Source organism: Undibacterium sp. Xuan67W (assembly GCF_049340165.1).
Lineage (GTDB): Bacteria > Pseudomonadota > Gammaproteobacteria > Burkholderiales > Burkholderiaceae_D > Undibacterium.
Map to the genome: position 1 here is coordinate 1 of NZ_JBMPPN010000002.1, position 24400 is coordinate 24400.

The 24400-nt window shown below is 51.1% G+C and carries 22 protein-coding genes; 17 read left to right on the forward strand and 5 right to left on the reverse strand.

Going from position 1 to position 24400, the window contains the following annotated elements; all coding sequences use genetic code 11:
- Nucleotides 1–349: 349 nt before the first annotated feature.
- The gene (locus tag ACO0LE_RS01725; protein WP_422958695.1) at nucleotides 350–1258 is read right to left on the reverse strand and encodes a recombination-associated protein RdgC; all 909 of its coding nucleotides are present in this window, start codon (nucleotides 1256–1258) and stop codon (nucleotides 350–352) included.
- 195 nt (nucleotides 1259–1453) lie between these two features.
- Between ACO0LE_RS01725 and ACO0LE_RS01730 the strand changes: the two genes are divergently transcribed.
- From ACO0LE_RS01730 to ACO0LE_RS01760, 7 genes are all read left to right on the forward strand, one after another.
- On the forward strand, nucleotides 1454–1984 hold the full coding sequence (locus ACO0LE_RS01730) for a DUF6622 family protein (RefSeq protein WP_422958696.1): 531 nt from the start codon (nucleotides 1454–1456) through the stop codon (nucleotides 1982–1984).
- 155 nt (nucleotides 1985–2139) lie between these two features.
- Nucleotides 2140–3852 carry an arginine--tRNA ligase gene (argS, locus tag ACO0LE_RS01735; RefSeq protein ID WP_422958697.1) on the forward strand — a complete coding sequence of 571 codons (1713 nt, stop codon included), beginning with the start codon at nucleotides 2140–2142 and terminating at the stop codon, nucleotides 3850–3852.
- 23 nt (nucleotides 3853–3875) lie between these two features.
- Complete coding sequence (locus ACO0LE_RS01740) at nucleotides 3876–4547, forward strand: SPOR domain-containing protein (protein ID WP_422958698.1); 672 nt, start codon at nucleotides 3876–3878, stop codon at nucleotides 4545–4547.
- 32 nt (nucleotides 4548–4579) lie between these two features.
- A complete protein-coding gene (locus tag ACO0LE_RS01745; protein WP_422958699.1) occupies nucleotides 4580–5326 on the forward strand; it encodes a thiol:disulfide interchange protein DsbA/DsbL in 747 nt (248 codons plus the stop codon).
- Nucleotides 5327–5392: 66 nt separating this feature from the next.
- Nucleotides 5393–6172: an SDR family oxidoreductase gene (locus ACO0LE_RS01750; RefSeq protein WP_422958700.1), complete on the forward strand. Its 780-nt coding sequence runs from the start codon at nucleotides 5393–5395 to the stop codon at nucleotides 6170–6172.
- Nucleotides 6173–6177: 5 nt separating this feature from the next.
- Complete coding sequence (locus tag ACO0LE_RS01755) at nucleotides 6178–6993, forward strand: helical backbone metal receptor (RefSeq protein ID WP_422958701.1); 816 nt, start codon at nucleotides 6178–6180, stop codon at nucleotides 6991–6993.
- Nucleotides 6994–7496: 503 nt separating this feature from the next.
- Complete coding sequence (locus ACO0LE_RS01760) at nucleotides 7497–9890, forward strand: TonB-dependent receptor plug domain-containing protein (RefSeq protein ID WP_422958702.1); 2394 nt, start codon at nucleotides 7497–7499, stop codon at nucleotides 9888–9890.
- A 102-nt stretch (nucleotides 9891–9992) separates the two neighbouring features.
- Here the strand turns inward: ACO0LE_RS01760 and ACO0LE_RS01765 are convergent, their stop codons facing one another.
- The 4 genes from ACO0LE_RS01765 to ACO0LE_RS01780 form a co-directional block, all read right to left on the reverse strand.
- Nucleotides 9993–10394 (reverse strand): DUF3224 domain-containing protein, encoded by a 402-nt coding sequence (locus ACO0LE_RS01765; RefSeq protein ID WP_422958959.1) that lies wholly within the window; start codon nucleotides 10392–10394, stop codon nucleotides 9993–9995.
- Nucleotides 10395–10470: 76 nt separating this feature from the next.
- On the reverse strand, nucleotides 10471–12519 hold the full coding sequence (locus ACO0LE_RS01770; protein WP_422958703.1) for a PAS-domain containing protein: 2049 nt from the start codon (nucleotides 12517–12519) through the stop codon (nucleotides 10471–10473).
- A gap of 186 nt (nucleotides 12520–12705) precedes the next feature.
- Nucleotides 12706–13605, reverse strand: coding sequence for a DMT family transporter (locus tag ACO0LE_RS01775; protein ID WP_422958704.1), 900 nt, complete (start codon nucleotides 13603–13605; stop codon nucleotides 12706–12708).
- A 334-nt stretch (nucleotides 13606–13939) separates the two neighbouring features.
- Nucleotides 13940–15010, reverse strand: a complete 1071-nt coding sequence (locus tag ACO0LE_RS01780) for an MBL fold metallo-hydrolase (RefSeq protein WP_422958705.1) — start codon at nucleotides 15008–15010, stop codon at nucleotides 13940–13942.
- Between the two features lie 211 nt (nucleotides 15011–15221).
- Here ACO0LE_RS01780 and ACO0LE_RS01785 point away from each other — a divergent pair, with 211 nt between their 5' ends.
- From ACO0LE_RS01785 to ACO0LE_RS01830, 10 genes are all read left to right on the forward strand, one after another.
- The gene (locus ACO0LE_RS01785; protein WP_422958706.1) at nucleotides 15222–15614 is read left to right on the forward strand and encodes a MerR family transcriptional regulator; all 393 of its coding nucleotides are present in this window, start codon (nucleotides 15222–15224) and stop codon (nucleotides 15612–15614) included.
- Between the two features lie 146 nt (nucleotides 15615–15760).
- On the forward strand, nucleotides 15761–16216 hold the full coding sequence (locus ACO0LE_RS01790) for a PaaI family thioesterase (protein ID WP_422958707.1): 456 nt from the start codon (nucleotides 15761–15763) through the stop codon (nucleotides 16214–16216).
- Nucleotides 16217–16320: 104 nt separating this feature from the next.
- A complete protein-coding gene (locus ACO0LE_RS01795; RefSeq protein ID WP_422958708.1) occupies nucleotides 16321–17505 on the forward strand; it encodes an isovaleryl-CoA dehydrogenase in 1185 nt (394 codons plus the stop codon).
- 136 nt (nucleotides 17506–17641) lie between these two features.
- Nucleotides 17642–18601 carry a pyridoxal-phosphate dependent enzyme gene (locus ACO0LE_RS01800; protein ID WP_422958709.1) on the forward strand — a complete coding sequence of 320 codons (960 nt, stop codon included), beginning with the start codon at nucleotides 17642–17644 and terminating at the stop codon, nucleotides 18599–18601.
- 41 nt (nucleotides 18602–18642) lie between these two features.
- Entirely contained in the window at nucleotides 18643–20475 is a 1833-nt protein-coding gene (gene aceK / locus ACO0LE_RS01805; protein WP_422958710.1) for a bifunctional isocitrate dehydrogenase kinase/phosphatase, read from the forward strand.
- A gap of 68 nt (nucleotides 20476–20543) precedes the next feature.
- Nucleotides 20544–21725, forward strand: coding sequence for an acetyl-CoA C-acetyltransferase (locus tag ACO0LE_RS01810; protein ID WP_422958711.1), 1182 nt, complete (start codon nucleotides 20544–20546; stop codon nucleotides 21723–21725).
- 36 nt (nucleotides 21726–21761) lie between these two features.
- Complete coding sequence (locus ACO0LE_RS01815) at nucleotides 21762–22070, forward strand: hypothetical protein (protein WP_422958712.1); 309 nt, start codon at nucleotides 21762–21764, stop codon at nucleotides 22068–22070.
- A 14-nt stretch (nucleotides 22071–22084) separates the two neighbouring features.
- The gene (locus tag ACO0LE_RS01820; RefSeq protein ID WP_422958713.1) at nucleotides 22085–22753 is read left to right on the forward strand and encodes an SDR family oxidoreductase; all 669 of its coding nucleotides are present in this window, start codon (nucleotides 22085–22087) and stop codon (nucleotides 22751–22753) included.
- A gap of 26 nt (nucleotides 22754–22779) precedes the next feature.
- Entirely contained in the window at nucleotides 22780–23922 is a 1143-nt protein-coding gene (locus ACO0LE_RS01825; RefSeq protein WP_422958714.1) for an acyl-CoA dehydrogenase family protein, read from the forward strand.
- A gap of 72 nt (nucleotides 23923–23994) precedes the next feature.
- Entirely contained in the window at nucleotides 23995–24399 is a 405-nt protein-coding gene (locus tag ACO0LE_RS01830; RefSeq protein WP_422958715.1) for a rhodanese-like domain-containing protein, read from the forward strand.
- Nucleotide 24400 lies beyond the last annotated feature (1 nt).

Genomic DNA, 24400 nt, shown 5'->3' on the forward strand with positions numbered 1-24400 from the left:
AGCTGGTTATGGACTTACAATCACGACCGGCCCAACACGGGCATCGGCGGCATCACCCCGAAACAGAAACTCGCACTTGCCGCATAGCCTCTACTCATAGCTCGCGCTAAAAATGGGGGGATTACCACTGCTTATGTGGTGCAACTCATTGGACACTGTTTCTCCGTGCTACTTTGTGGTGCAGCAGGAATATCGAACGGTATGCCGTTCGCCGGTGTAACGAAGGCTGCGTGCAAGCAGCCTTCCCTTCTTCTGTGCCTCAGCGTTGAGAAGTCTTAAGGTGTTGCGCGCAAAGAAAAACCCCCGTCCAATTAATTGAGCGGGGGTCGGGAGAGAACGCCTTAGTACATCAGGCAGCCTGCGCGCTGTCCATTTCGCCATCCAGCGCAAACACCACGTCATCCAGCAAGCGGGCCAGTTCTGCAGTCATGAGCACAAAATCCGCATCAAAGCGTTCTTCTTCATTGCTGCCCTTGTCCTTGCTTTCATCCAGCACATCCAGCGGCTTGATGCGCTTGATGGTCAGGGTATCAGTCAGGACAAAGCTGATCTTGTCATCCCAGGTCAATGCCAGCTTGGTGCACTGCTTACCTGCACTGATATGCTTTTGTATATCGTCGGGTTCCAGCGTGTAACGGACATAGCGAACGGTGGCCTTGTCTTCGGTGGAAGACTTCAGTTCGGTATCTTGGTCTATGGTGAAACCCTTTGGGGCTTCATTGCCAGCAAGCCAGCCTGTCATGGCGGCTTGCGGCGAGGCTTTGGTACGCAAACCTTCCAAAGGCAGCTTGTCACAGCATTTAAGCAAGAGTTTGATGACTTCATCGGCCTTGGATGGGCTGGAAGCGTCGATGACCAGCCAGCGGTTCACAGGATCTATCCATACATTGGTATTACGCTTGACGCCAAAGGCGCGTGGCAACAACTCTTCAGTGATGCGTTCTTTCAAGTTTTTCATGGCCTTGCGACCAGGCGCGAAACCTTGTTCTTCTTCGATTTCCAGGGCACGTGCCTTGGTGACCTGATTGATGACGCTGGAAGGCAGCAATTTCTTTTCTGTTGCCAGCGAGATCAGGAATTGCTGATTGACGCAATGCACCAGCTGATCGTTATTGCGGGGGGATGCCCAACCCTGGCTTTGCATTTCATTCGAAGGGCATTGCGAAAACGAAATACGTGACAATTGTGCATGCAACTCCTCGGCGGTGATCTTCCAGGGAGCAGTAAGACGAAAAACTTGCAGATTCTTGAACCACATAGCGTATCCAGACGAAGAAAACCTAGCATTCTACACGCCTGAGACCACACACTCACGACCAAAAACACCCCTTTCGCGGCAAGAACCAACGCTTCGTCGCTTTCAAGCATACAGGCTGGAACAGCTTTGCAATACTTCTTCCATCGCAGCAAAACAAACACCCGAAACGAACCCACCGCACACAAGGAGATCATCATGTTGAACCAAATCATCAGCAACACACCAATCTATGTATGGGCAATTCTGGGCTTTCTGGCTTACCGTGGCCTCAAGTCCAGTGTTGACCGCGAATTGACAGTCAGGGCAGTGGCAACCATTCCTCTGGTCATGCTGGCCTTGTCGGTACAAGGAATATTGTCTGGTTTCGGTGCTGATCCACTAGTACTAGCAACGTGGCTGGCAACGATGACGGCAGGTGCTGTAGTGTCCTGGAATATGGTCAGCGACAAGAACGTGCGGATCCTGGCAGACAAGGGAACGGTGTTTTATCGTGGAAGCTGGGGCCCGCTGGTCATGATGATGACCATCTTTGTCATGAAGTATGTTGTGAATGTCGGCTTGCACATGAACCCAGCCCTGCACAGCAATGTACTGTTCGCTGCCATCAGCACGGCACTGTTTGGCCTGTTTAACGGCTTATTCCTCGGCAAAATGCTGCGTGTCCTGATCATGTACAATCAAGCAATGTCTTCAAACACAGTATTTGCCAGCTCTGCGGCGGTATAAAAAGCAGTCGGGGGAGCTAAAGGAGGAGAATGAGTTGTAGTAACAAGAAGATGCAAGATTCACATGCGGCATCTCAGACAGGGGCAGGGTGAGACAGTATAATGTCCCCTGTCCTTATTTTATTTATTGTCAAAACACAATAAAACTTCTGTGCCATGCTAGCTGAACAAAAACAAGAATTACTGAAACTATTCCAGAATGCGGTTGACCCTTTGTTGATCGGTTCCGAGCTCAAGCCTACGATAGCACTCGAGCGTCCGCGCGATCCTTCCCATGGTGATGCAGCCTGTAATATTGCCATGCAGATCGCCAAACCGCTGCGCAAGAACCCGCGCGAACTGGCACAAGCAATTGTTGCAGCCGTAGAAGCACAAAATAGTCCATTGGTTGCCAGTGTGGAAATCGCCGGGCCTGGTTTCATTAATATCCGCCTTACTGCTGCGGCCAAGCAGGCTGTGGTCGCGACTATCCTGCAAAAAGGCGCTGAATTCGGTAAAAGCCAGCGTGGTGCCGGTGAAAAAGTGGTGGTCGAATTTGTTTCTGCCAACCCTACTGGTCCCCTGCATGTAGGCCACGGTCGTCAGGGTGCATTGGGTGATGCCCTGTCTGCCCTGCTGGACGCGCAAGGCTACGACGTCAGCCGCGAGTTTTATTATAACGATGCGGGTGTGCAGATTAATAATCTGGCTTTGTCAGTACAAGCCCGCGCCAAAGGTTTTGCACCCGGCGACGCTGGCTGGCCAGAGTCCGCCTACAACGGCGACTATATCGCCGATATTGCACAGGACTTCCTGGCGAAACAAACAGTCTCTGCCGGTGATTGCGCGCCTGTCACGGCGAGTGGCGACGTCGATGATATTGAATCCATACGCCATTTCAGTGTGACTTATCTTCGCCGTGAACAAGATGCAGACTTGATGGCCTTTGGCGTCAAGTTCAATAATTATTATCTTGAGACTTCGCTGTACAAAGACAATAAGGTAGAAACCACAGTTAACGCACTGAAAGCCGCGGGCAAGACGTACGAGCTGGATGGTGCATTGTGGTTGCGCACGACGGAATATGGCGACGACAAAGACCGTGTCATGAAAAAGTCTGACGGTACTTACACTTATTTTGTGCCGGACGTGGCTTATCACGTTACCAAATGGGAGCGTGGATACCGTAAGGCCATCAATATCCAGGGCAGTGATCACCATGGTACCATCGCCCGTGTGCGTGGTGGCTTGCAAGCATTGAATGTGGGCATACCGCAAGGCTACCCTGACTACATCCTGCACAAGATGGTCACCGTCATGAAGGATGGTGCCGAGGTGAAGATTTCCAAGCGCGCCGGTTCCTATGTCACCGTGCGCGACCTGATCGAATGGTCGGGTGGTGGTGATGAGCAGCGTGGCCGTGATGCCGTACGTTTCTTTCTGATCTCGCGCAAGGCCGATACCGAATTTGTATTTGATGTCGACGTTGCCCTGGCACGTTCGGATGAAAACCCGGTGTATTACGTACAGTATGCGCATGCCCGTATCTGTTCCGTATTGGCACAATATGCGACAGACGAAGCGGCTTTCGCGCCGCTGGCTAATGTTGATCTGTCGCCATTGACTGCACCACGTGAAGCCAGCCTGCTGGCCAAGCTGGCAGAATATCCGGAAGCACTGGAAAGAGCACTGGATGAGCTTGGGCCGCATCAAGTAGCATTCTATCTGCGTGATCTGGCAGGTGAGCTGCATAGCTATTACAATGCCGAACGTGTTTTAGTTGATGATGAAGCGACTAAGATGGCGAGGCTAGCCTTGATGCTGGCAACGCGTCAGGTATTACGTAATGGCCTCGCCCTGATCGGTGTATCAGCGCCGAATAAAATGTAAACAAACAGGTGTATCGGAGACGCATGAAATCACACATTTATAATTTGTCGCAGAAGGAGCGTGGCGGCACCCTGCTTGGTTTGATCGTTGGCCTGGTCATCGGACTGGCGATTGCTGTAGCGGTTGCTTTACTGATTACCAAATCCTCAACACCCTTTACCAATAAGGGGAATAAGGCCGCCGATACACCGGTCACTCAGATACAGGATCCGAACAAGCCGCTCTATGGCAATAAGGATGCAGTCAAAGAGGCTGCTAAAGATTTTGTCAGAGATGATGCAGTCAAGGCCGCAGAAATTGCTGCCAATAAGGCCAGCGACAACAAGCCGGAGGCAAAGTCTGAAACCAAGCCCGATATCAAGGCACCTGTCGTTGATAAAGCTGCGGCTACTGCGCAGGAAAAAACCGATGCCAAACCAACAGATGCTGCGGCTAAGCCTGCTGATGCAGTCGATGATAAATACGTTTATTATCTGCAAGCTGGTGCATTTCGCGAGCAGGCAGATGCAGAAAGTGCCCGAGCGAAACTCGCATTGATCGGATTTGAGGCGCGTATCAGCGAAAAGCCTTCTGATACGGGAAATCTGTATCGCGTGCGTATCGGTCCTTTCAATCAGATTGAAACAATGAACCGAATGCGCGCCAAGTTGTCTGAGAATAGTGTGGATGTGGCCGTTGTCCGGACTGCCAAATAACATAAACAAGTGACTAATCTAAAGGAAATATGATGCGTTTTATCCGTCAAATGACACAGAAATTATTGTTGGTAGCTGGTTTCGGTTTGTGCGCCTTGTCCGTAAGTGCTGCGCCTGCCAGTCCAGAAAACGGCAAGGAATATGCGACGCTGGAAAGACCACAGCCAGTCGATAGTGGAAAAAAAATTGAAGTCATTGAATTCTTCGCTTATTACTGCCCGCATTGCAACGCGCTTGAGCCGCTATTGGCTGACTGGGTAAAAAAACAAGGTGACAACATCGTCTTCAAGCGTGTGCACGTATCGGACAGTCGGGTCCTGCCGCAGCAAAAATTATTCTATACCTTAGAAGCACTGGGTAAGGTCGATGAATTGCATACCAAGGTGTTTCATACATTCCACGTCGAGCGTAACAACCGTCTGATGTCCGACGCTGATGTGCTGGAATTTGCCGTCAAATCAGGTATCGACAAACAAAAATTCGTCGACGTCTATAACTCGTTTTCTGTGCAGAGCAAACTGAGCCGTGCGACACAATTGATGTCCGCTTATCAGGTCGATTCCTGGCCTAAGCTTGCTATTGATGGACGCTATGTGACTTCACCAGTGATGGCTGCCAGCGGTATGGGACGCGTCACAGAAGATGCTCAGAACCTTGCACAAATCCAGGTGCTGGACTCACTGGTCAGCAAAATTCAACGCGAAAAAAATGCACCGGCATCCACAACGCCAGCAACACCGGCAGCCTCAGCAGCAAAAGCCGCATCAAAGAAGAAGTAATACTAATCATTCCGGGCTTGCCCTGAATCTAAGGAAGTCCGTCAGTCAATGGCGGACTTTTTTTATATGACAACCGTTTTTATTACCGGTGCATCATCCGGCATAGGTGCTGAACTGGCCCGCCGTTATGCAGAGCAAGGCGCGGTCCTGGGTCTGGTCGCCCGTCGCCAGGACGTATTAGAGCAATTACGGCAGAGTTTGCCCAGTGCGGATCAGCACTACATCTATGCTGTCGACGTTACCGATCACGATGCGCTGGCCAGCGCTGCGAATGACTTTATTCGCAAGGTAGGTCGTGTGAATGTCGTGATTGCAAACGCTGGTGTATCCGTCGGCACCCTGACGGAACATGCGGAAGACATCCCAGTATTTGCCCGCGTGATTGAGACTAATCTGATCGCCACCGTAGCGACTTTTTCACCATTTATTCAAGTGATGCAGGCTTATGCAAAAGAGTATCCGTGCCGACTGGTGGGAATTGGCAGTGTTGCAGGTATCCGCGGCCTGCCGGGTGCCGAAGCCTACAGTGCATCGAAGGCTGCCGTGATCAGTTATTGCGAATCCTTACGCGTTGAACTGAGAGGAAGCGGTATCCAAGTAGTCACGATCGCTCCCGGCTATATTGATACGCCGATGACACGGGACAATCCCTATCCCATGCCTTTTTTGATGCCAGTCAAAGCCTTTTCAGTGGCAGCGCTTGCTGCGATAGGCCGGGGCGATTCTTACCGTGTGATCCCTTGGCAAATGGGCGTCGTTGCCAAGATACTCCGACTTTTGCCAAACTTCTTGTATGACGCCGTATTTGCGAAAGCCCGCCGTAAGCCTCGTGCCAGCGAAAGCTGAATACAATGGAAACGTCCTTAATTTTTACCGATGCGATAGGTCAGCAGCATCGTCCGTGCAGGCCAGCGGATGGTGCTGTGCGCATTGTCAGTCTCGTGCCATCGATTACGGAATTGCTCTGTGACCTTGGCCTGGCAAATTATCTGGTGGGGCGCACAGGATTTTGTATTCATCCGGCAGCAGCAATTAAAAACATTCCCAAAGTTGGCGGCACCAAAGATGTCAACATTGAGAAAATCAGGTGCCTTGCACCGACGCATCTGATCGTCAATATCGATGAAAACGAAAAGCCCACCGTCGATCAGCTTGCTGGATTTGTTCCACATATCGTCGTTACGCATCCGAATACGCCACGCGACAATCTGAATCTGTATCGCACGTTAGGTGGCATATTTGGTGTAGATGCTGCGGCAGAATTGCTGTGCTCTGAATTTGAACGTTCCTATAACGAACTACCCGAACACAAGCATCCGCAGCGAGTGTTGTACTGCATCTGGCAAGACCCATGGATGACGGTGTCGCAAGACACCTATATCGCCAATATGCTGGCGTTGATCGGCTGGCAGCAATGGCGCACCGGCAAACCTGAGCAAACACCCTCGCAGCGTTACCCATCGTTCGTATGGAACGATGAGCTGGTGCGCGGCATTGACCGCGTCCTGCTATCCAGCGAGCCCTATCGTTTTACCGACACCCATGTCGAAGCACTAGAAAAGCAGCTAGGCAAACCGGTTCAGTTAGTCGATGGTGAAATGTTGTCGTGGTATGGCAGCAGGGCTATCCAGGGACTACGTTATCTCAGTACATTACAGCGGACTTAAGAAACTGCTTTCCAGCGGCACTCCAAACTACACCTCGATGGACAGCACTGAGCCGGGCCTCAGTTATAGCTAACCGCGTTATCACAGAACGGCAAAATTTTTATTTTGTTTAGATCATTTCACCCATTTTTATCTTTCTTCAGCGGAAAATTACTCATAAAAGACACAGACAGTCGCATCCTTGTTGACACATATTGAAGGCCGCGCAGATACTGCAAACCATCCTCTTTGCTTCCAATGTGAGGCGCTGATGACTTGCAATAAAGCAGTATCCGGCAATGTCTTGTGACACCTGTTCTCAGCTTAATTCTGGTAATGACTTTGAATTGATCTGCCCTCCAAGTCACCAGTGTCGCGGACATAGGCGTGCACTACATCGATGCATATTGCAGGCTTATATTTTGCTTTCAAGTAAATAAATGACGTCGTCTTTTCAATCTGGAGAATTGGCTAAAAGAGGACAGACGTATCCGTTTTATATACATTTTTTGGGGAATCCTGTTATGACCATTTTGCGAAGAGCTGTTCTGTTGGCACTCTACGGCGCGACTGCTGCCACTGTTAGCCCTGTTGTATTTGCCCAGACTGCACCGGCAGCCGACAAGGCTGACGCTGGTATGCAGAGCATGACGATTGTCGGATCCCGTCGTGCAAGTAATTCTGCGACAGATACGCCATTGCCGATCGACTTCATCTCATTGACCAAAGTTGCCGAACAAGGTGGACAGTTTGATCTCGCGCAGACCTTGCAGTATCTGTCCCCTTCTTTTAACTCGACGCGCCAAACTGGTGCTGATGGTGCGGATCTGATCGACTCCGCTGCATTGCGTGGTCTCGGTTCAGACCAGACTCTGGTTCTGGTGAATGGCAAGCGTCGCCATACTGTTTCGCTGGTCAATCTGTTTGGCGCACGCAATCGTGGTAATACGGGTACCGATCTGAACTCTATCCCTATGATGGCGATCAACAACGTACAAATTTTGCGTGATGGTGCGGCGGCGCAGTACGGCTCTGACGCGATTGCGGGCGTTATGGATATCACTCTGAAAAAGAACCTCGGTTGCGAAGCGGTATTTGGTTACAGCCAATATTCCGCAGGTGACGGTAAGAGTTTTTTACCATCAGCCTACTGTGGCATTCAGATCGGCGACAAAGGCGTGATTGGTATCACGGCTGAGTACACGGACCGCGGTCGCTCGAATCGTGCTGATCCTGGCAATCCACGTACCATCGGCGACACCAAGGTACAAGGCCCTACGGTGTATGTGAATGGTGAGTTGCCGAACGGCGGCAGCGATAAATTTTATTTCACTCTCGGTACGCAACAGCGCAAGGCCTCTTCTGCGGCATTCGCGCGCGGTGGTATCGGTTCCGACGACATCCCGTCACGCAATTCTGCTGCAATGTATCCGAACGGATTTGTTCCCTATATCAACGGTGATATCAACGATATTTACGGCACGGCTGGCTATAAATGGCAGCTTGGTGAATGGCGCGCAGACTTGTCCCAGACTTATGGTTACAACGAGCTGAAATACAACATCACTAATACGCTGAACGCCTCGATTGCGAACAAGGATTTGCTGGCAGGTGGTAAAGGGATCAGTCCTAGCAGTTTCAACGCAGGGGGTTTTTCTTTTTCACAAGCGACCACCAACCTTGATTTCAGTCGCTTTTTTGATGGTTTCATGAACGGTGTGAACGTCGCCTTTGGTGGTGAATATCGTCGTGAAAACTATAAAATCAATGCAGGCGAACCTGGCTCATATATTGATGCTGATGGCGTAGGTTTTGGTGGTAATGCCGGTAGCCAGGGTTTCCCGGGTTTTCAGCCTGGCGATAAGACTGATAAGAGCCGTAACAGCGTTGCTGCCTATCTCGATATTGAAACCGATATCAGCGATCGCTTTAAAGTGCAGACAGCCGTCCGCGGCGAACGCTATAGCGACTTTGGTTCTACATTAACCGGTAAATTAGCCGGTAGTTACAAGCTGAATAATGCTGCGCTGTTACGCGGTTCGCTGAGCACAGGTTTCCGTGCGCCGTCGCTGCAACAAGTGTATTTTTCCTCGACGTTTACTGACTTCATCAGCGGTGTCCCACAAGACGTCGTACTCGCACCAAATGGCAGTGCTGCAGCAAATGCCGCAGGTATTCCGAAGCTGAAAGAAGAAAAATCTAAGAATTACACCTTGGGTGTCACGCTGACACCAGCAAAAGCTTTGTCCATTACAGCTGATTTGTATCGTATCGATATTAAGGATCGCATCGTATTGTCAGGCCGTTTTGACTCCGATAACTATCCGGCACTGGGCGCGACTCTGGCAACTCTGGGTGTTGGTCAGGCACAATTCTTCGTCAACTCCATCGATACCAAAACCCAAGGTGTTGATTTGACGCTGACTCACAAAATGGATTTTGCCGGTGCCAAACTTGGAACCTATTTTGGGCTGAACTACAGCAAGACCGAAGTGACCAAAGTCCACCCACCAGCTTCACTGGCGGGTTTCGAAGACGTCGTCTTGTCTGAACGCGAAAGACTGTTTATCGAGAACGGTGGTCCGCGTCTGAAGGCAACCTTAGGCTTTGATTACGCTCGCGGCCCTTGGGAAAGCGATGTCAAGATCATCCATTTCGGTGCGCAGACACTGGGCACTTTCTCCGGTACGGCTGTCGGTGTGCCAAACGCGTATTACGCACCTAAGACCTCGGCTGATGTGAGTCTGACTTATGCATTTAACGATACAACCAAGCTGACCATCGGTGCGAATAACGTTTTCAACGTCAAACCAACACGACAAAATCCGGATGAAACCGATAACGGTTTCTACTACGATAGCGTGCAGTTTGGTCTGAACGGTGCTTCGTATTTCGCAAGGCTGTGGAAAAAATTCTAAACCAGACGGGGTAAGATGATAAAGACAATGGCAGCAACTTCGGTTGCTGCCATTTTTTTATTGAATCAACAGACGCTCAATACAGTCAGTGTTCAGCCACTGTTAATCAGTATCTATACGGTAATTGAACTCATAGTGATGTTTGCCATCTGTTATCGTGATCGCCAGTGCGCCGCTGAGTCCGCGCAACTCCTCCGTACCTGAATCGGGAACCACGGTACACGACAAGGTCGCCACACCACGTGTCATGACGCCATTGTGTTGCAAGGCAAAACTGCCGTTGCGACCATGCAGGCTACCCGTCACAAATTCGATAGCAACATACCCTGCCGAGCCTTTTACTGCCGTGCCAGCGCTTAGCATTTCGCCTTGACTGCTGCCTTGCAAGTCACCATGAAATTGCTTGTCAATTGCACGTCTCCCCATCATTGAATGGGCATCACCATGATGCAAACTGAGCGTGGGGAGTATGACTTCAAATGTGCCGCGTGCTTGATGATTCATGAAGGCCTTGCCTTTCAGGGAGATATGTTGATTGCTCATACTATCAATGAAAATGACGTGCTAAGAATTATTTTCATTACTCTTGTTCCGACGGCGAACGCACTGGCAAGTGCAGAATAAAGCAAGCACCGTCACCTGGATTGCTCGCAACATGGATATTGCCACCAAGCAGAGAGGTCACGATGTTATAGACAATATTTAACCCCAATCCGCTGCCGCCTTTGCCAAGCTTGGTGGTAAAAAATGGATCAAAGATGCGTGGGATATCATCTTGCCGTATGCCGACACCGTTATCCCGGAAGCGGATCTCGACGGTTTCACTATCGAGTAATTGCGCCGAGAGCCGGACTTCTCCTTTGGTCTTTGACTCAAAGCCATGCAAAATGGCATTGTCGATCAGGTTACTGATGACTTGCTCCAGCGGACCGGGATAGCTATCCATCTCGATATTCGCAGCAATATCCAGATCGACTTTAATTCCTGACTGACGAATTTTCATCATCACGGTGGCAATGATATCGCTGCCGACCTTGGCCAGATTAAAGCGTCGTCTCTTTGAACTCGCCTGATCAACTGCAACCTGTTTAAAACTGCTGATCAGGTCGGCTGCAGCATTGAGTCCACGCTCCAGCAACGTAGAGGCGTGACTCGCTTCTGCCAAATACTGCTGCAAGTCCGAGCGCCGTAATTGCCCTTGTTCGATCAATTTAATAAATTCGCCGGTGCGTTCTTTGAGTGTGCTTGATATCAGCAGGCTATTGCCGATCGGTGTATTCAACTCATGTGCCACTCCGGCTACAAGCGAGCCGAGTGCAGCAAGTTTTTCGCTACGGATCAGATCATCTAGAGCGCTGCGCAGTTCACTGGTACGTTCCGCGACGTTTTTTTCCAGCATCGCGTTGGCATTGGAGAGTGCGAGTTGTGCATTCTTGAGATCCGTAATGTCCGTGTAAGTCGTGATGAAACCACCCAGCTCGCCCTCATCATGATACGGCGTGCCCTGTACTAGATGGGTATGGCCATTGGGGCGTCTGCGTTCAAACCGGTGTGCTTCAAAACGCTTTGCCAGTGCAAGGCGTTGCTGTATCTGCTGCTCCATATCACCGTCGCCATATTCACCGCGCTCCGCCATGATTCTCAGCAAGTCGGCGAAATGTCTGCCCTCGTTAATAACTGCCGGATCGTAATTCAGAACGTCGATAAAACTCTGATTCCAGAGCTGTAGTTTCAAGTCCTTATCAAATACGCTGATACCTTGTGGCATGCTGCTTAGTACCGTTTTTAGCAAAAGAGACTGACGCTTATATTGTTTTTGTATGTCGCGTTTATTGGTGGCGTCAACAAAGGTCATGACAAAGCCCCCTGTGCTGACTGGCGCACTGCGGATCTCGATGACTTTGCCATCAGAACGAACGCGGTCATAGGTATAGGCATGGCCCTTCTCCAGCAGTTGTAGCAGGCGTTTAAATTTTTCTTGCATCGTGTTACCGAATTCGCCGTATTCGCCACGTTCGATATTGAAGGAAAAAATTGTGTGGAGATGCGGGGCGCCTTGTTCAAATAAATATTCAGGCAAATCGAGAATCTTCAATACCGCTTGATTCCAGGTAACGACATGCCATGATTCATCAATCAACGCGACACCGCCGGGAAAATTATCCAGCAATACCTGAAGTGTTGATGTTTTTTTGTGAGTGACCTCTTCCGCTAGTTTTTGATTTGTCAGGTCACGAATTACCACGATTGTTCGGATAGTCTCACCATCGATTAGGCGACTCAGACCTACCTCCGCGGGAAACACGCTGCCATCAAGCCGCCTTGCAATCCACTCAAAGCGTTGGGGAGCTCCAAGATTGGCAAGTCGTACATGCTCGCGTATTGTCGGCGTCGATTCTCGTCCATCTGGCTGAAATTCGGGTGAGAATTCTATCGGTGATACCGTAGAAAATTGTTCCCGACTTGCCCCGTAGAGGCGTTCTGCGCTTGGATTGCAATCAACGAAGCGTGTTCCCTCTAACACCAGCATGGCGTCCATTGATTGCTCTACCATAGCTTTATAGATTGTTTCGCGCGAAATGCTGGGAGCGCCAAACATGGGTGAGGGCAACTCGCCTTGGGTTGTCATGTTAAGTCTGGATGATGAGGCGATACGCACGTGTCCACGCGACCACAATTGTGTCTTTGAAGAATGCAGGTTGTGCGGCATGTCTCATGCTGCCTCCTATTTTATTTTAGGCTCTCAGAATAGTATAAATTGGCAACGAAAAATAGAAGAAATTTTGCCAGATGGTTAACCCGTGCTGTAGTCGAACTATTTGTTGGTCAGCGAGACGCCGGCAATCACTAGCAAGCCACCGACCACCATTGACACCAAAACAGGCTCACCCAGTAGCAGCGAACTCAGGCTGATGCCAAACACCGGCACGAGATTATTAAAAACTGCTGTGCGGGCAGGTCCTATTGACTTAACTCCTTCGTAATACCAAACAAAGCCAATCACCGTACCGAACGCCCCCAGATACACGATTGCTGCCAGAACGGGCCAGGTGAAGTGACTCCAGTCGACATCGCGGATTTCAAACAAGGATCCGCAGGTCAGCAACAATAATCCCCATAGCGATGCATAGGTGGTTGCCGCGATCGGGCTTAAACCCTTCAGCGCATGGCGGCCAATGATGGTGTAGGCTGCCCAAGCACAAACGGCACATAGCATAAAAAATTCACCCACGCCGACCGATTGCGACAGGTCATGCGCGGCTCCTGCGAGATCGCCACGCGTAATCACAATCGCCGCGCCGACAAAGGCAATCGCGATTCCCAGCCATTTACGTGCGCCGAGGCGTTCACCAAACAACAGCGCGAGCGCTAGTGCCGTGACGATAGGGTTAAGTGCCACAAACAAGGCAGTGCGTCCCGCAGGCATGCGAGCCAGCGCAGAAAAGAAGCAAATGTTGTATAGAAAAATCCCCGTCGCACCGAGCGCAAACGTCGCATGCAGTTGCGGCCTAGTCAGCTTGGGCAAGCCACCTTCAACCCGCCATGCAAGTAACAGCAATAAACCACTGGCGACCAGAAAACGTCCCGTCGCGGCGATCAGATGCGGGATCTGTTGAGCGACCATTTTGCCCGCAATAAAAGTACCTCCCCAAAACAAGGCGACGCAGATCAGTTTGAGGTAAGTACGGAGTGGTGCGTGTGCGTTAGTGGGCATGAGAGTGTTAAGAAAAAAAACTGATGATAGTCAAAGGATGGACAAAGGGAAGTCCGAAGCATCAAATATTTGAGTAAAACAAGGGAGTATCTGTTATTTAAATGAGATTCCGCACTTAACATAAGCGAAGTAGGTGATCTGATATTGATACTCCACCTAAGTATATGCGTGATGCTGATGCCGGATTGCCGTTAGTCTTACGGTGCTTTTTAGCGCTTTGTAGCATTTTGCAGCGTCTCATCGTAACGATGTCGCCTCAGTTCAGTTACTCCTGGATATCCTGAACCGTCATAGGAGCAGTTAAGGTAGTCCCGTGTCCGGTCCGCAATCTGGGCTAAACACAGATAAACCGCAGAATGCCGTCAGCACCAAGTTCACGACGTAACACGCCGTCAAACCACAGCTTGTGCAAATGGGCCAGCGCTTCGCCCATGGCGAAGGTGATCTGATGTGCATCGAGCGGTCGGCGGAACATGATAGGCACGATATCGGCGGCGGATTGCAGCGTGATACAGACGTCAACTACTTCGGCCAGACGGTCACGGTGATGGTCGTTGAGCTGTTGAATCCTGGTGTGTAAACCGCGAAAAGGTTTGCCATGGGATGGCAGGATCAGTACGTCCTCCGGCAGCGATGCATATTTCGCCAGCGAGTCCAGATATTGCTGCACCGGATTGGCTTCTGGTTCGATCGCGAATACTGAGACATTGGTCGAGATCCGCGGCAGTACCATGTCGCCAGCGATCAGCAGACCTAACTCTTCGCAATACAGTGAAGCGTGCTCCGGCGAATGTCCAAAACCAGTGATCACCTGCCAGTCGCGCCCGCCAATGCGTACGGGGCGACCCTCCTGCATGCGGTGATAAGCGGCCGGCACCGAGGGGACCAGCGTGGTGTAATAGCTTTTGCGCTCCTGAATTTTTTCCTGCATGTCAGTGACCATGCCGTGTTTTTTAAAGTGCGGAAACATGGCGCTCCCATCTGCACCCGGCAAGTTCGCCAACATCATGCGTGCAAACGCATATTCTCCTGCTGTCATCCACAACGGTGCCTGCCAGCGACCGCAAAGCCAGTCCGCCAGCCCGACATGATCAGGGTGACAATGCGTCGCAATTACCCGGACGACCGGCAATCCGCGCAGCCCTGCATCGGGATTATTGAACAAGCTCTCCCACGCCGCACGCGTCGCATCGCTGGAAATCCCGCAATCAACCAAGGTCCAGCCATGCGTTGATCCATGCTCGTTTTCATATACATCTTCGATCAGCCACAAATTAATGTGATTCAGCGCAAACGGTAAGCCCATCCTGACCCACAGCACACCGGGGGCGATTTCTGTGGTCTGCCCGAGCTCAGGCACATGCTCGCCGAGCGGGTAGTTGAGTTGTAATTCCAATGGATTCATCGTGGTACTTTCACTAGGTAGTACTTTGCTAAGTTGAGGGCGTACACAGCCGCCACAGAATGTCCTACAATGCGATTTTGCCTGATTTGACGTTTACGTAAACGGCATTTGTGACGCATTGTGCGTATCACGAGCCTGAATTTTGCAATGCCTAGGTTCGTTTTGTTTCGCCCCAGATTGTAATCAACTATTTACTTCCTTGTTTCTGCCTATGGCCACCTACACGATTACAGAACTCGCCAAAGAATTCGATATCACCCCGCGTGCAATTCGTTTCTACGAGGATCAGGGTTTGATTAGCCCGACGCGCGACGGCCCGACCGGGCGCAATCGCGTGTACACCGCCCGTGAACGCACGCACCTGAAGCTGACCTTGCGCGGCAAGCGGCTCGGCCTCAGCCTGTCCGATATCAAGAGTCTGGTCGATATGTACGGTTCGCCCAAGGATACTGAAGTGCAGTTGCAAAGTTTCTTGCAGGTACTGGCGCGACACCGGGCGGCGCTGGAGCAGCAGCGCGAGGATATAGAGATCATGCTGGCTGAAATCAGTGCTCACGAGGAAGAAAGTCAGCGTTTATTGGCTGAACAGGCAGGTAGCAAGTAAAACTACGATAAGCCTTGTGCTGGTTTGATTGACGTTTACGTAAACGTCAATTTAACGTATGATTTTTAGACTCATTCGCGCACCTTGCCTGTACGTCGGCACTGTGCCACTGAACTACCCTGATTTTCACTGCTATCAGAGGATGTATGGAGCAATCGACAACACCCGCAGCCCTGGATCACACGCTCGCTTTTATGCTGCTGGAAAGTTTTAACAAGCAAGGCGCCTTGACCTCATGGGATGCGCGCCTGACCAGTATGACGCCCGGCGCCTGTGAAATTGTTGTGCCGATGAGTAATAAAGTAAGTCAGCAGCACGGTTATTTTCACGGTGGTGTGATGGGCGCCTTAGCCGATGCAGCAGGCGGCTATGCGGCGAACACCTTGCTGATGCCAGTAAGTGAGTGCTTAACTGCCGAGTATAAAATCAACATCATGTCGCCCGGTATCGGCGACACCCTGATCGCCCGCGGTAAGGTCGTCAAGGCAGGAAAAACGCTGGTCGTTTCTAGTGCAGAACTCTTTGTCGTCAATCAGGGAAAAGAAAAACTCTGCGCCGTCATGCAGCAGACTTTATTTGTAATTCCCAGGGAGAACTCCTGACATTGACTGAGCGCAGGTGATGTAGTCCCGGAAAATGCGCCATCAGCAGTGCCCGGAAGCGTAATATGAAGTACAACAACTTTTAATAATGAAGTGAGGATGACATGCTCCATCTACCAGGTTTGACTTTTGATCACGGCGAAGACATCGCTTCTCTGCGCGAGACAATTCAACAATTTGCCGCCGCCGAAATCGCTCCGCGTGCTGCTGAGATCGACCGCAATGACCAGTTTCCCATGGATCTGTGGCGCAAAATGGGCGACCTCGGTATTCTGGGCATCACCGTCGGCGAAGAATATGGCGGCGCGAATATGGGCTATCTAGCCCACATCATCGCCATGGAAGAAATTTCCCGCGCTTCTGCATCGGTCGGCTTGTCCTACGGCGCGCATTCAAATTTGTGTGTGAACCAGATCAAACGCAACGGCAGCGAAGAGCAAAAGCAAAAATACCTGCCAAAACTGATCTCCGGTGAACATATCGGCGCGCTCGCCATGTCCGAGCCAAACGCCGGCTCCGACGTCGTCAGCATGAAATTGCGCGCCGATTGGAAAGGTGATCGCTGGGTTTTGAATGGGACCAAGATGTGGATCACGAATGGTCCTGACGCCGATGTGCTGGTGGTCTACGCGAAAAACGATCTGGAAGCAGGTCCACGCGGCATGACGGCTTTCCTGATCGAAAAGAATTTCAAGGGATTTAGCATTGCGCAAAAACTCGACAAGCTCGGCATGCGCGGTTCTCACACCGGTGAGCTGGTATTCCAGGATTGTGAAGTACCCGCAGAAAACGTCCTCGGCGGTCTGGGTAAAGGCGTGAATGTCTTGATGTCCGGCCTGGATTTCGAGCGCACTGTCTTGTCGGGCGGCCCGCTGGGCATCATGCAGGCTTGTATGGATGCAGTCGTTCCTTACGTGCATGACCGCAAGCAGTTCGGTCAGCCGATTGGCGAATTCCAGTTGATGCAAGGCAAGCTCGCCGATATGTATTCCACCATGATGGCGTGTAAGGCTTATGTCTATGCGGTCGGTCAGGCATGTGATCGCGCAGCCAATCCCGAGCAAATCCGTGCCTTGCGCAAAGATGCCGCCGGAGCGATTTTGTACTCCGCAGAAAAAGCGACCTGGATGGCGGGTGAGGCGATCCAGACACTGGGCGGTAACGGTTATATCAATGAATATCCGGTCGGACGCCTGTGGCGCGATGCCAAGCTGTATGAAATCGGCGCAGGCACCAGCGAAATTCGCCGTATGCTGATTGGCCGTGAATTGTTTGCTGAAACGAAGTAAGTTTGTGAAGCTCTTTCCTGCTTACGAGAGCGGGAAGAGCGTCACAAGAGCGTTTGCACGCATATTTCTCCAGCCTTTAGTGAAGTTCTAGCGAATTTCCAGAGAAATACAGCGCAGCACATCAACCAATTACCTAATGTCTATCGCCGATCACATGACGCCTTTGCACATATCAACACCTTTGCTGCAGCATCGTAGCCTGTCGGTTCAGCTCGACAAAGCGGTCTGGCTGAAAATGGAAAACACACAGCCCTCCGGTTCATTCAAGCTGCGCGGCATCGGGTTGTTGTGCCAGCGTGCGGTGGCCAAAGGCGCGACGCATCTGGTCTGTCCGTCGGGTGGTAATGCTGGATTTGCCGCCGCTGTTGCGGGTGCAGCTTTAGGTGTTCGCACCACCATCGTCGTGCCGCACACGACACCGGACAATGTCCGACAGGCGATTCGTGCCATCGGTGCCGAACTGATCGTCGAGGGCAAGCAATGGGATGAAGCGAATCAACTTGCTCTTGCTATGTGTCAGGACCCTGCGGCGGTGTATATACCGCCTTTCGATCATCCCGATATCTGGGACGGCAACGCGACCTTGATTGATGAAGTTGTGAATGCTGGCCATGTGTTTGATGTCGTTATTTGCTCTGTCGGCGGTGGTGGACTGATGAGCGGTGTGGTGCAGGGCTTGCAGCGTAATGGTCTGGCACATATTCCCGTGATAGCGGTTGAAACAGACGGTGCGGCCTCTTTGCATGCAGCCGTGCACGCTGGTGAGCTGGTCACCTTACCGGCGATCACATCGGTTGCTAGTACGCTGGGCGCCCGTCGGGTCGCACCGCAAGCGTTTCAGTACACGAAAGAACATGAGATAACGACCGTGACCGTCACCGATGCGCAGGCGATACATGCTTGCCTGCGCTTTGCCGATGATATGCGCGCGCTGGTGGAGCCTGCTTGCGGTGCCGCATTGGCGGTGGCTTATCAGAATTTACCGGTTTTGGCGCAATACCAACGTCCTTTGATGATTGTGTGTGGCGGAATGGGGGTAGATCTGGCGAACTTGGTGAAGCTAGGTACACTAGCGCTTAGCCCATCATTAACATGAGCATGATGAGCTACCCCTTTTAATCTGCCAGCCGAGTCGCCATGCCCCAAGTCGCCTTCCCTAAACTGTTGTCATCCCAGATTGCGTTCGATATTGCCCGCATGATCATGGATGGCTTCGACAAGCATTACCGGTTGTTCCGCGCATCGAGCCAGACGGCCAAGCGCGATTTTGAATCAGGCGACTGGAAGGCTGCACAAAATGCGGCGAGAGAGCGTATCGGTTACTACGACAAGCGTGTAAAAGAGTGCGTGCAAAGTCTGGAAGATGAATACGATGAAGACGATCTGACCGACGAAGTCTGGCGCGAGGTCAAACTGCACTACATGGGTTTGCTGATCGATCATCTGCAACCTGAGCTGGCCGAGACTTTTTACAATACGGTCTGTACCAAAATGCTGCACCGTAATTATTTTCATAATGACTTCATCTTTGTACGTCCCGCCGTATCGACCGAATACATCGAAAACAAAGAGACGCCGCCGACCTACCGCGTATATTACCCGGCTACCGATGGTCTGCATTACACGCTGAAACGTATCGTCACGAATTTTCAGCTCAAAGCGAATTTTTCTGATCTTGACAGAGACATCGGCTTCGTCGCCGAGCGTCTCACGGCCATCTTTGGCGACGATAAGATCGAACCCAATCATCAGATTCAGGTACTGGCGAATTTATTCTTCCGTAATAAGGGCGCCTATATTGTCGGTAAAGGCATCAACGGCAACAAAGAATATCCGTTCGTCGTCCCCATCCTGCATAACCGTAAAGCCGAACTGGTACTGGATACCGTCTTATTCGACAATATCCAGATCACGGTCTTGTTCTCATTTACCCGCGCTTATTTCATGGTCGATATGCTGGTGCCGTCGGCCTATGTCCAGTTTATCCGCAGCATTTTGCCGAAGAAACCACGCAGCGAAATCTATACGATTCTGGGTTTGCAAAAGCATGGCAAGAATTTGTTCTACCGCGATTTTTTACATCATCTCAAATACTCATCTGACCGCATCGAGGCCGCACCGGGTATCCGCGGCCTGGTCATGCTGGTATTTGCTTTGCCGTCGTTTCCGTATGTGTTTAAGCTGATCAAAGACAGTTTTCCGCCACCGAAAGAGACCACCAAAGCACTGATCAAAGAAAAATACCAGCTCGTCAAAAACCATGACCGTGTCGGCCGCATGGCAGATACGCTGGAATATTCGGACGTGGCATTTCCACGTGCCCGTTTTTCGGATGAATTGCTGGCAGAGATCAAGCAATTTGCCCCATCGATTCTGGAAGAAGATGACGATGAAATCATCATCAAGCATCTGTACATCGAACGTCGCATGGTGCCGCTGAACATCTTTCTGACCGAAGCAGAAAAGCGCGGTGATGATGCTGCTATCGAGCACGGCATAGCTGAATATGGCAATGCTATTAAGGAACTGGTCGCAGCGAATATTTTTCCTGGGGATATGCTGTACAAAAACTTTGGCGTTACCCGTCACAGCCGTGTCGTGTTTTACGATTACGATGAGATTGAATACATCAGCGATTGTAATTTTCGCGTGATCCCGCAGCCGCGTAATGAAGAAGACGAAATATCCGCAGAGCCTTGGTATCCGATCGCTAGGAATGATGTGTTTCCTGAGCAGTTCGGCACTTTCTTGCTTGGTAATATCAAAGTGCGCCAGTATTTCATGAAGCACCATGCGGATCTGCTGACGGCAGACTACTGGCAGACCCGTAAAAAACGCATCATGGAAGGCAAGGTCGATGACGTTTTTCCGTATCCCCAAGAAGTGCGTTTCAGCCACGCTAGCACGTATCCGGGACATCAGGCGATGGCAGCCAATGCGCAGAAAGCTGCCGGAACTACTAATGATTAAGATGCATAAACTGCCTAGATTGACTACATTGACCCACTCGAATTTTTGACTATTTTTTGGAGACAAACATGAATGATCCTATCGTTATCGTCGGTGCTGCACGCACTCCTATGGGCGCGTTTCAGGGCGATTTTTCCTCACTGACCGCCAGCCAGTTAGGTGCAGTCGCCATCAAGGCGGCAGTTGAGCGTTCCGGTGTCAAACCGGAACTGGTTGAAGAAGTCCTGTTCGGTAACTGCCTGATGGCAGGCCAGGGACAAGCGCCAGCGCGTCAGGCGCTGCTGGCCGCGGGTTTGCCGATGTCTACCGGCGCGGTTACCTTGTCAAAAATGTGCGGCTCCGCGATGAAAGCGACTATGATGGCGTTCGATTCCATCAGTGCGGGCAGCAATGACGTGGTAGTAACAGGCGGTATGGAATCCATGACCAACGCGCCGTATCTGATTCCTAAAGCACGCGGCGGCTACCGCATCGGTCACGGTCAGATTTTTGATCATATGATGCTTGATGGACTGGAAGATGCCTACGACAAAGGTCGGTCGATGGGAACGTTCGCTGAAGATTGCTCTGCGAAATATCAATTCAGTCGTGAAGAACAGGATGCCTTTGCGATCGCGTCAGTTAAACGTGCACAGGCGGCAACAGCGGATGGCTCTTTTGCCTGGGAAATTGCACCCGTCACCGTATCTGGTCGCGGCGGAGACGTGATCATCGACAAAGATGAAGGCCCCCTCAAAGCTAAGCTCGACAAAATTCCTGCATTGAAACCGGCATTTAAAAAAGACGGCACTATCACTGCTGCATCGTCCTCTTCGATCAACGATGGTGCTGCTGCACTGGTATTAATGCGTGAATCAAAAGCCAAAGAACTCGGTCTGACACCGATCGCCAAAATCCTCGGTCACGCCAGCCATGCACAAGAACCAGGCTGGTTCACCACAGCACCCATTGGCGCGATTGAAAAGCTGTACAAAAAAATCGGCTGGACAACTGCCGATGTCGATCTGTTCGAAATCAATGAGGCCTTCGCCGCAGTGCCAATGGCGGCAATGAAAGACCTCGGTATTTCTCATGACAAGGTCAATGTACACGGCGGTGCCTGCGCGCTCGGCCATCCTATCGGCGCATCCGGTGCCCGTATCGTGATTACCCTGATCGGCGCTCTGAAGAAACAAGGTAAAAAACGCGGCGTCGCATCGCTATGTATCGGTGGCGGTGAAGGTACGGCGATGGCGATCGAGCTGGTTTAAATCTGATCTAGATGTTCGGACGAATTAACTGACCCCATGAAAAATATTCAAATTATCGATGGCGCAGCAAATAGTGTTTACGATATTTTTGCGGCGACCGATGAAGAGTTTTCACTTATTTTTCCTGGGGATCAAGATATTGCTTTCATTGACGAAGTTTATGCACGTGGGTCCGAAGCGTTACTGAACGATGCATTTAAAAATATTTGGGCTCGGTGTATTCCAAAACGTTTAGCGCAAGGTATTCATGGACTTCTTTTTTACGGATTAGAAAAGAAGAAAATTTATTACCCAACTCGAAAAGATGAAGAAGCAATGAATCCAAACGGTTCACGTTTGCGCTAACTGAAAGAAACAAAATGCCTACAGCACTCATCCTCGGCGCGTCACGCGGTATCGGCCGCGAACTGGCCTTGCAATATAAGGCCGCCGGATGGCGCGTGATTGCCACCGCACGTAAAGCTGTCGATCTGTCCGCCTTGCGGGCCCTGGGCTGTGAGGCCATGCCTTTGGATGTGACGAATATTAATGACTGTGGTGGCCTCGGCTGGCGGCTCGATGATGAAAAAATCGACGTCGCTATTTTGAACGCTGGTGTCTATGGCCCGCGCACGACGGGCTTGCAGACACCGCATGACACGCAATTTGATGAAGTGATGCATACCAATGTACTGGCGGCGATGCGGATATTGCCGATGGTGTTGCCGCTGGTTGAAAACGCTGGAGGTCGCCTTGCCGTGATTTCATCCATGATGGGCTCTATTAGTGAGCGCAACGGTAGCCACGGCTGGTTATATCGCGCCAGTAAAGCTGCTTTGAATTCTGTGCTCAAGGATGTGTCTTTGCAGACGCAGCAGGCAATTTGTGTAGCGCTGCATCCGGGGTGGGTCAAAACAGAAATGGGCGGTATCGGTGCTGAACTTACTGTGGAAGACAGTGCACAAGGCATACGCAAAACACTGGCGGGTCTGCACGCCGACGACAACGGACAATTTTTTAATTACAACGGTTCCAGCCTGAGCTGGTAACCAACAACAGAACCACGAGACAGAGTATGTTACTAACGCCAGAACACGAGATGATACGCGATGCCATTCGCGCCTTTGCCCAGGAAAAATTAGTACCAAACGCCGCGCGCTGGGATAAGGAACATCATTTCCCAGCCGCAGAATTAAAAGAACTCGCGCAGATGGGCGCGTATGGCGTCGCTGTGCCGGAGGAACTCGGCGGTGCAGGTATGGATTATCTGTCTCTGGCGCTGGTACTGGAAGAAGTTGCTGCCGGTGACGGCGGCACCTCCACCGTGATCTCGGTCAACAATTGCCCCGTATGCAGTATCGCCATGATGTATGCGAACGACGTCCAAAAAGAGCAATGGTTACGCCCCTTGGCTAGCGGTGACATGCTCGGTGCATTTTGCCTGACAGAGCCGCATGCAGGCAGCGATGCCTCCGAGCTGCGTACGACAGCGAAGGTGGAAAAAAGCGAAAAGGGTAACGAATACGTACTCAATGGCGTCAAGCAATTCATCACCAGCGGCAAACATGCGGACGTCGCTATTGTCATGGCAGTGACGGACAAAGCTGCAGGTAAAAAGGGTATCAGCGCCTTCTGGGTGCCCACCAATACACCGGGTTACATCGTCGCCAGTCTGGAACAAAAAATGGGCCAGCATTCTTCTGATACGGCGCAAATCCTGTTTGAGAATTGTCGTATTCCAGCCGAGAATTTGATCGCTGAAGAAGGCATGGGTTACAAAATTGCCTTGTCCGGTTTAGAGGGTGGTCGCATCGGGATCGCCTCGCAATCAGTCGGCATGGCACGCGCCGCATTTGACGCCGCTCTGGCGTATGCCAAAGATCGTACCAGTTTTGGTAAAGCGATTTTTGATCATCAATCGGTACAATTCAAGCTTGCCGACATGGCGACCCAGATCGAAGCTGCCCGTCAATTAATCTGGCATGCGGCAAGTTTAAAAGACGCCGGTAAGCCTTGCCTGAAAGAAGCGGCAATGGCGAAATTGTTTGCATCTGAAATGGCAGAAAAAGTATGCTCCGATGCGATCCAGATTCATGGCGGCTATGGCTATGTCAGCGACTTTCCGGTTGAGCGAATTTACCGCGATGCCAGGGTTTGCCAGATCTATGAAGGTACCTCAGATATTCAAAAAATTCTGATTGGACGGGCACTGGCGTAAGGACCAGGTAGGGTGCGTCATGCGCACCGGTGGAGTTGTCTGGTGCGCATGGCGCACCTTACGGAGGGATAGATGAAAAAAGGCTTCAAACAATTAGTCGACGAAGCTAGCGCAGAGATCACGACCTATAGCGTTGCTGAGGCACAGGCTAAGTTGACTGATCCTCATGTGCAGTTCATTGATATCCGCGATGTTCGTGAATTGGAGCGTGAAGGCATCGTTCCCGGAGCTTTTCATGCTCCACGCGGCATGATCGAGTTTTGGATTGACCCTGATTCTCCGTATTTCAAACCGGTGTTCGGTGAGCGTAAAGAGTTCATATTTTTTTGTGCCGCAGGCTGGCGTAGCGCGTTGACGACCAAGACTGTACAAGATATGGGCTTAGAGAATGTCGCGCATATTGACGGTGGCTTCAGTTCATGGAAAGCGGCAGGCGCGCCAATGATGACCAAGCCAGCAAAGAATGAAAGTAAATAAA

What these genes read in the sequence shown, in the direction of transcription:
- ACO0LE_RS01725 (WP_422958695.1), bottom strand. Translation starts at nt 1,258, where the DNA reads ATGTGGTTCAAGAATCTGCAAGTTTTTCGTCTTACTGCTCCCTGGAAG.
- ACO0LE_RS01730 (WP_422958696.1), top strand. Translation starts at nt 1,454, where the DNA reads ATGTTGAACCAAATCATCAGCAACACACCAATCTATGTATGGGCAATT.
- argS (WP_422958697.1), top strand. Translation starts at nt 2,140, where the DNA reads ATGCTAGCTGAACAAAAACAAGAATTACTGAAACTATTCCAGAATGCG.
- ACO0LE_RS01740 (WP_422958698.1), top strand. Translation starts at nt 3,876, where the DNA reads ATGAAATCACACATTTATAATTTGTCGCAGAAGGAGCGTGGCGGCACC.
- ACO0LE_RS01745 (WP_422958699.1), top strand. Translation starts at nt 4,580, where the DNA reads ATGCGTTTTATCCGTCAAATGACACAGAAATTATTGTTGGTAGCTGGT.
- ACO0LE_RS01750 (WP_422958700.1), top strand. Translation starts at nt 5,393, where the DNA reads ATGACAACCGTTTTTATTACCGGTGCATCATCCGGCATAGGTGCTGAA.
- ACO0LE_RS01755 (WP_422958701.1), top strand. Translation starts at nt 6,178, where the DNA reads ATGGAAACGTCCTTAATTTTTACCGATGCGATAGGTCAGCAGCATCGT.
- ACO0LE_RS01760 (WP_422958702.1), top strand. Translation starts at nt 7,497, where the DNA reads ATGACCATTTTGCGAAGAGCTGTTCTGTTGGCACTCTACGGCGCGACT.
- ACO0LE_RS01765 (WP_422958959.1), bottom strand. Translation starts at nt 10,394, where the DNA reads ATGAATCATCAAGCACGCGGCACATTTGAAGTCATACTCCCCACGCTC.
- ACO0LE_RS01770 (WP_422958703.1), bottom strand. Translation starts at nt 12,519, where the DNA reads ATGACAACCCAAGGCGAGTTGCCCTCACCCATGTTTGGCGCTCCCAGC.
- ACO0LE_RS01775 (WP_422958704.1), bottom strand. Translation starts at nt 13,605, where the DNA reads ATGCCCACTAACGCACACGCACCACTCCGTACTTACCTCAAACTGATC.
- ACO0LE_RS01780 (WP_422958705.1), bottom strand. Translation starts at nt 15,010, where the DNA reads ATGAATCCATTGGAATTACAACTCAACTACCCGCTCGGCGAGCATGTG.
- ACO0LE_RS01785 (WP_422958706.1), top strand. Translation starts at nt 15,222, where the DNA reads ATGGCCACCTACACGATTACAGAACTCGCCAAAGAATTCGATATCACC.
- ACO0LE_RS01790 (WP_422958707.1), top strand. Translation starts at nt 15,761, where the DNA reads ATGGAGCAATCGACAACACCCGCAGCCCTGGATCACACGCTCGCTTTT.
- ACO0LE_RS01795 (WP_422958708.1), top strand. Translation starts at nt 16,321, where the DNA reads ATGCTCCATCTACCAGGTTTGACTTTTGATCACGGCGAAGACATCGCT.
- ACO0LE_RS01800 (WP_422958709.1), top strand. Translation starts at nt 17,642, where the DNA reads ATGTCTATCGCCGATCACATGACGCCTTTGCACATATCAACACCTTTG.
- aceK (WP_422958710.1), top strand. Translation starts at nt 18,643, where the DNA reads ATGCCCCAAGTCGCCTTCCCTAAACTGTTGTCATCCCAGATTGCGTTC.
- ACO0LE_RS01810 (WP_422958711.1), top strand. Translation starts at nt 20,544, where the DNA reads ATGAATGATCCTATCGTTATCGTCGGTGCTGCACGCACTCCTATGGGC.
- ACO0LE_RS01815 (WP_422958712.1), top strand. Translation starts at nt 21,762, where the DNA reads ATGAAAAATATTCAAATTATCGATGGCGCAGCAAATAGTGTTTACGAT.
- ACO0LE_RS01820 (WP_422958713.1), top strand. Translation starts at nt 22,085, where the DNA reads ATGCCTACAGCACTCATCCTCGGCGCGTCACGCGGTATCGGCCGCGAA.
- ACO0LE_RS01825 (WP_422958714.1), top strand. Translation starts at nt 22,780, where the DNA reads ATGTTACTAACGCCAGAACACGAGATGATACGCGATGCCATTCGCGCC.
- ACO0LE_RS01830 (WP_422958715.1), top strand. Translation starts at nt 23,995, where the DNA reads ATGAAAAAAGGCTTCAAACAATTAGTCGACGAAGCTAGCGCAGAGATC.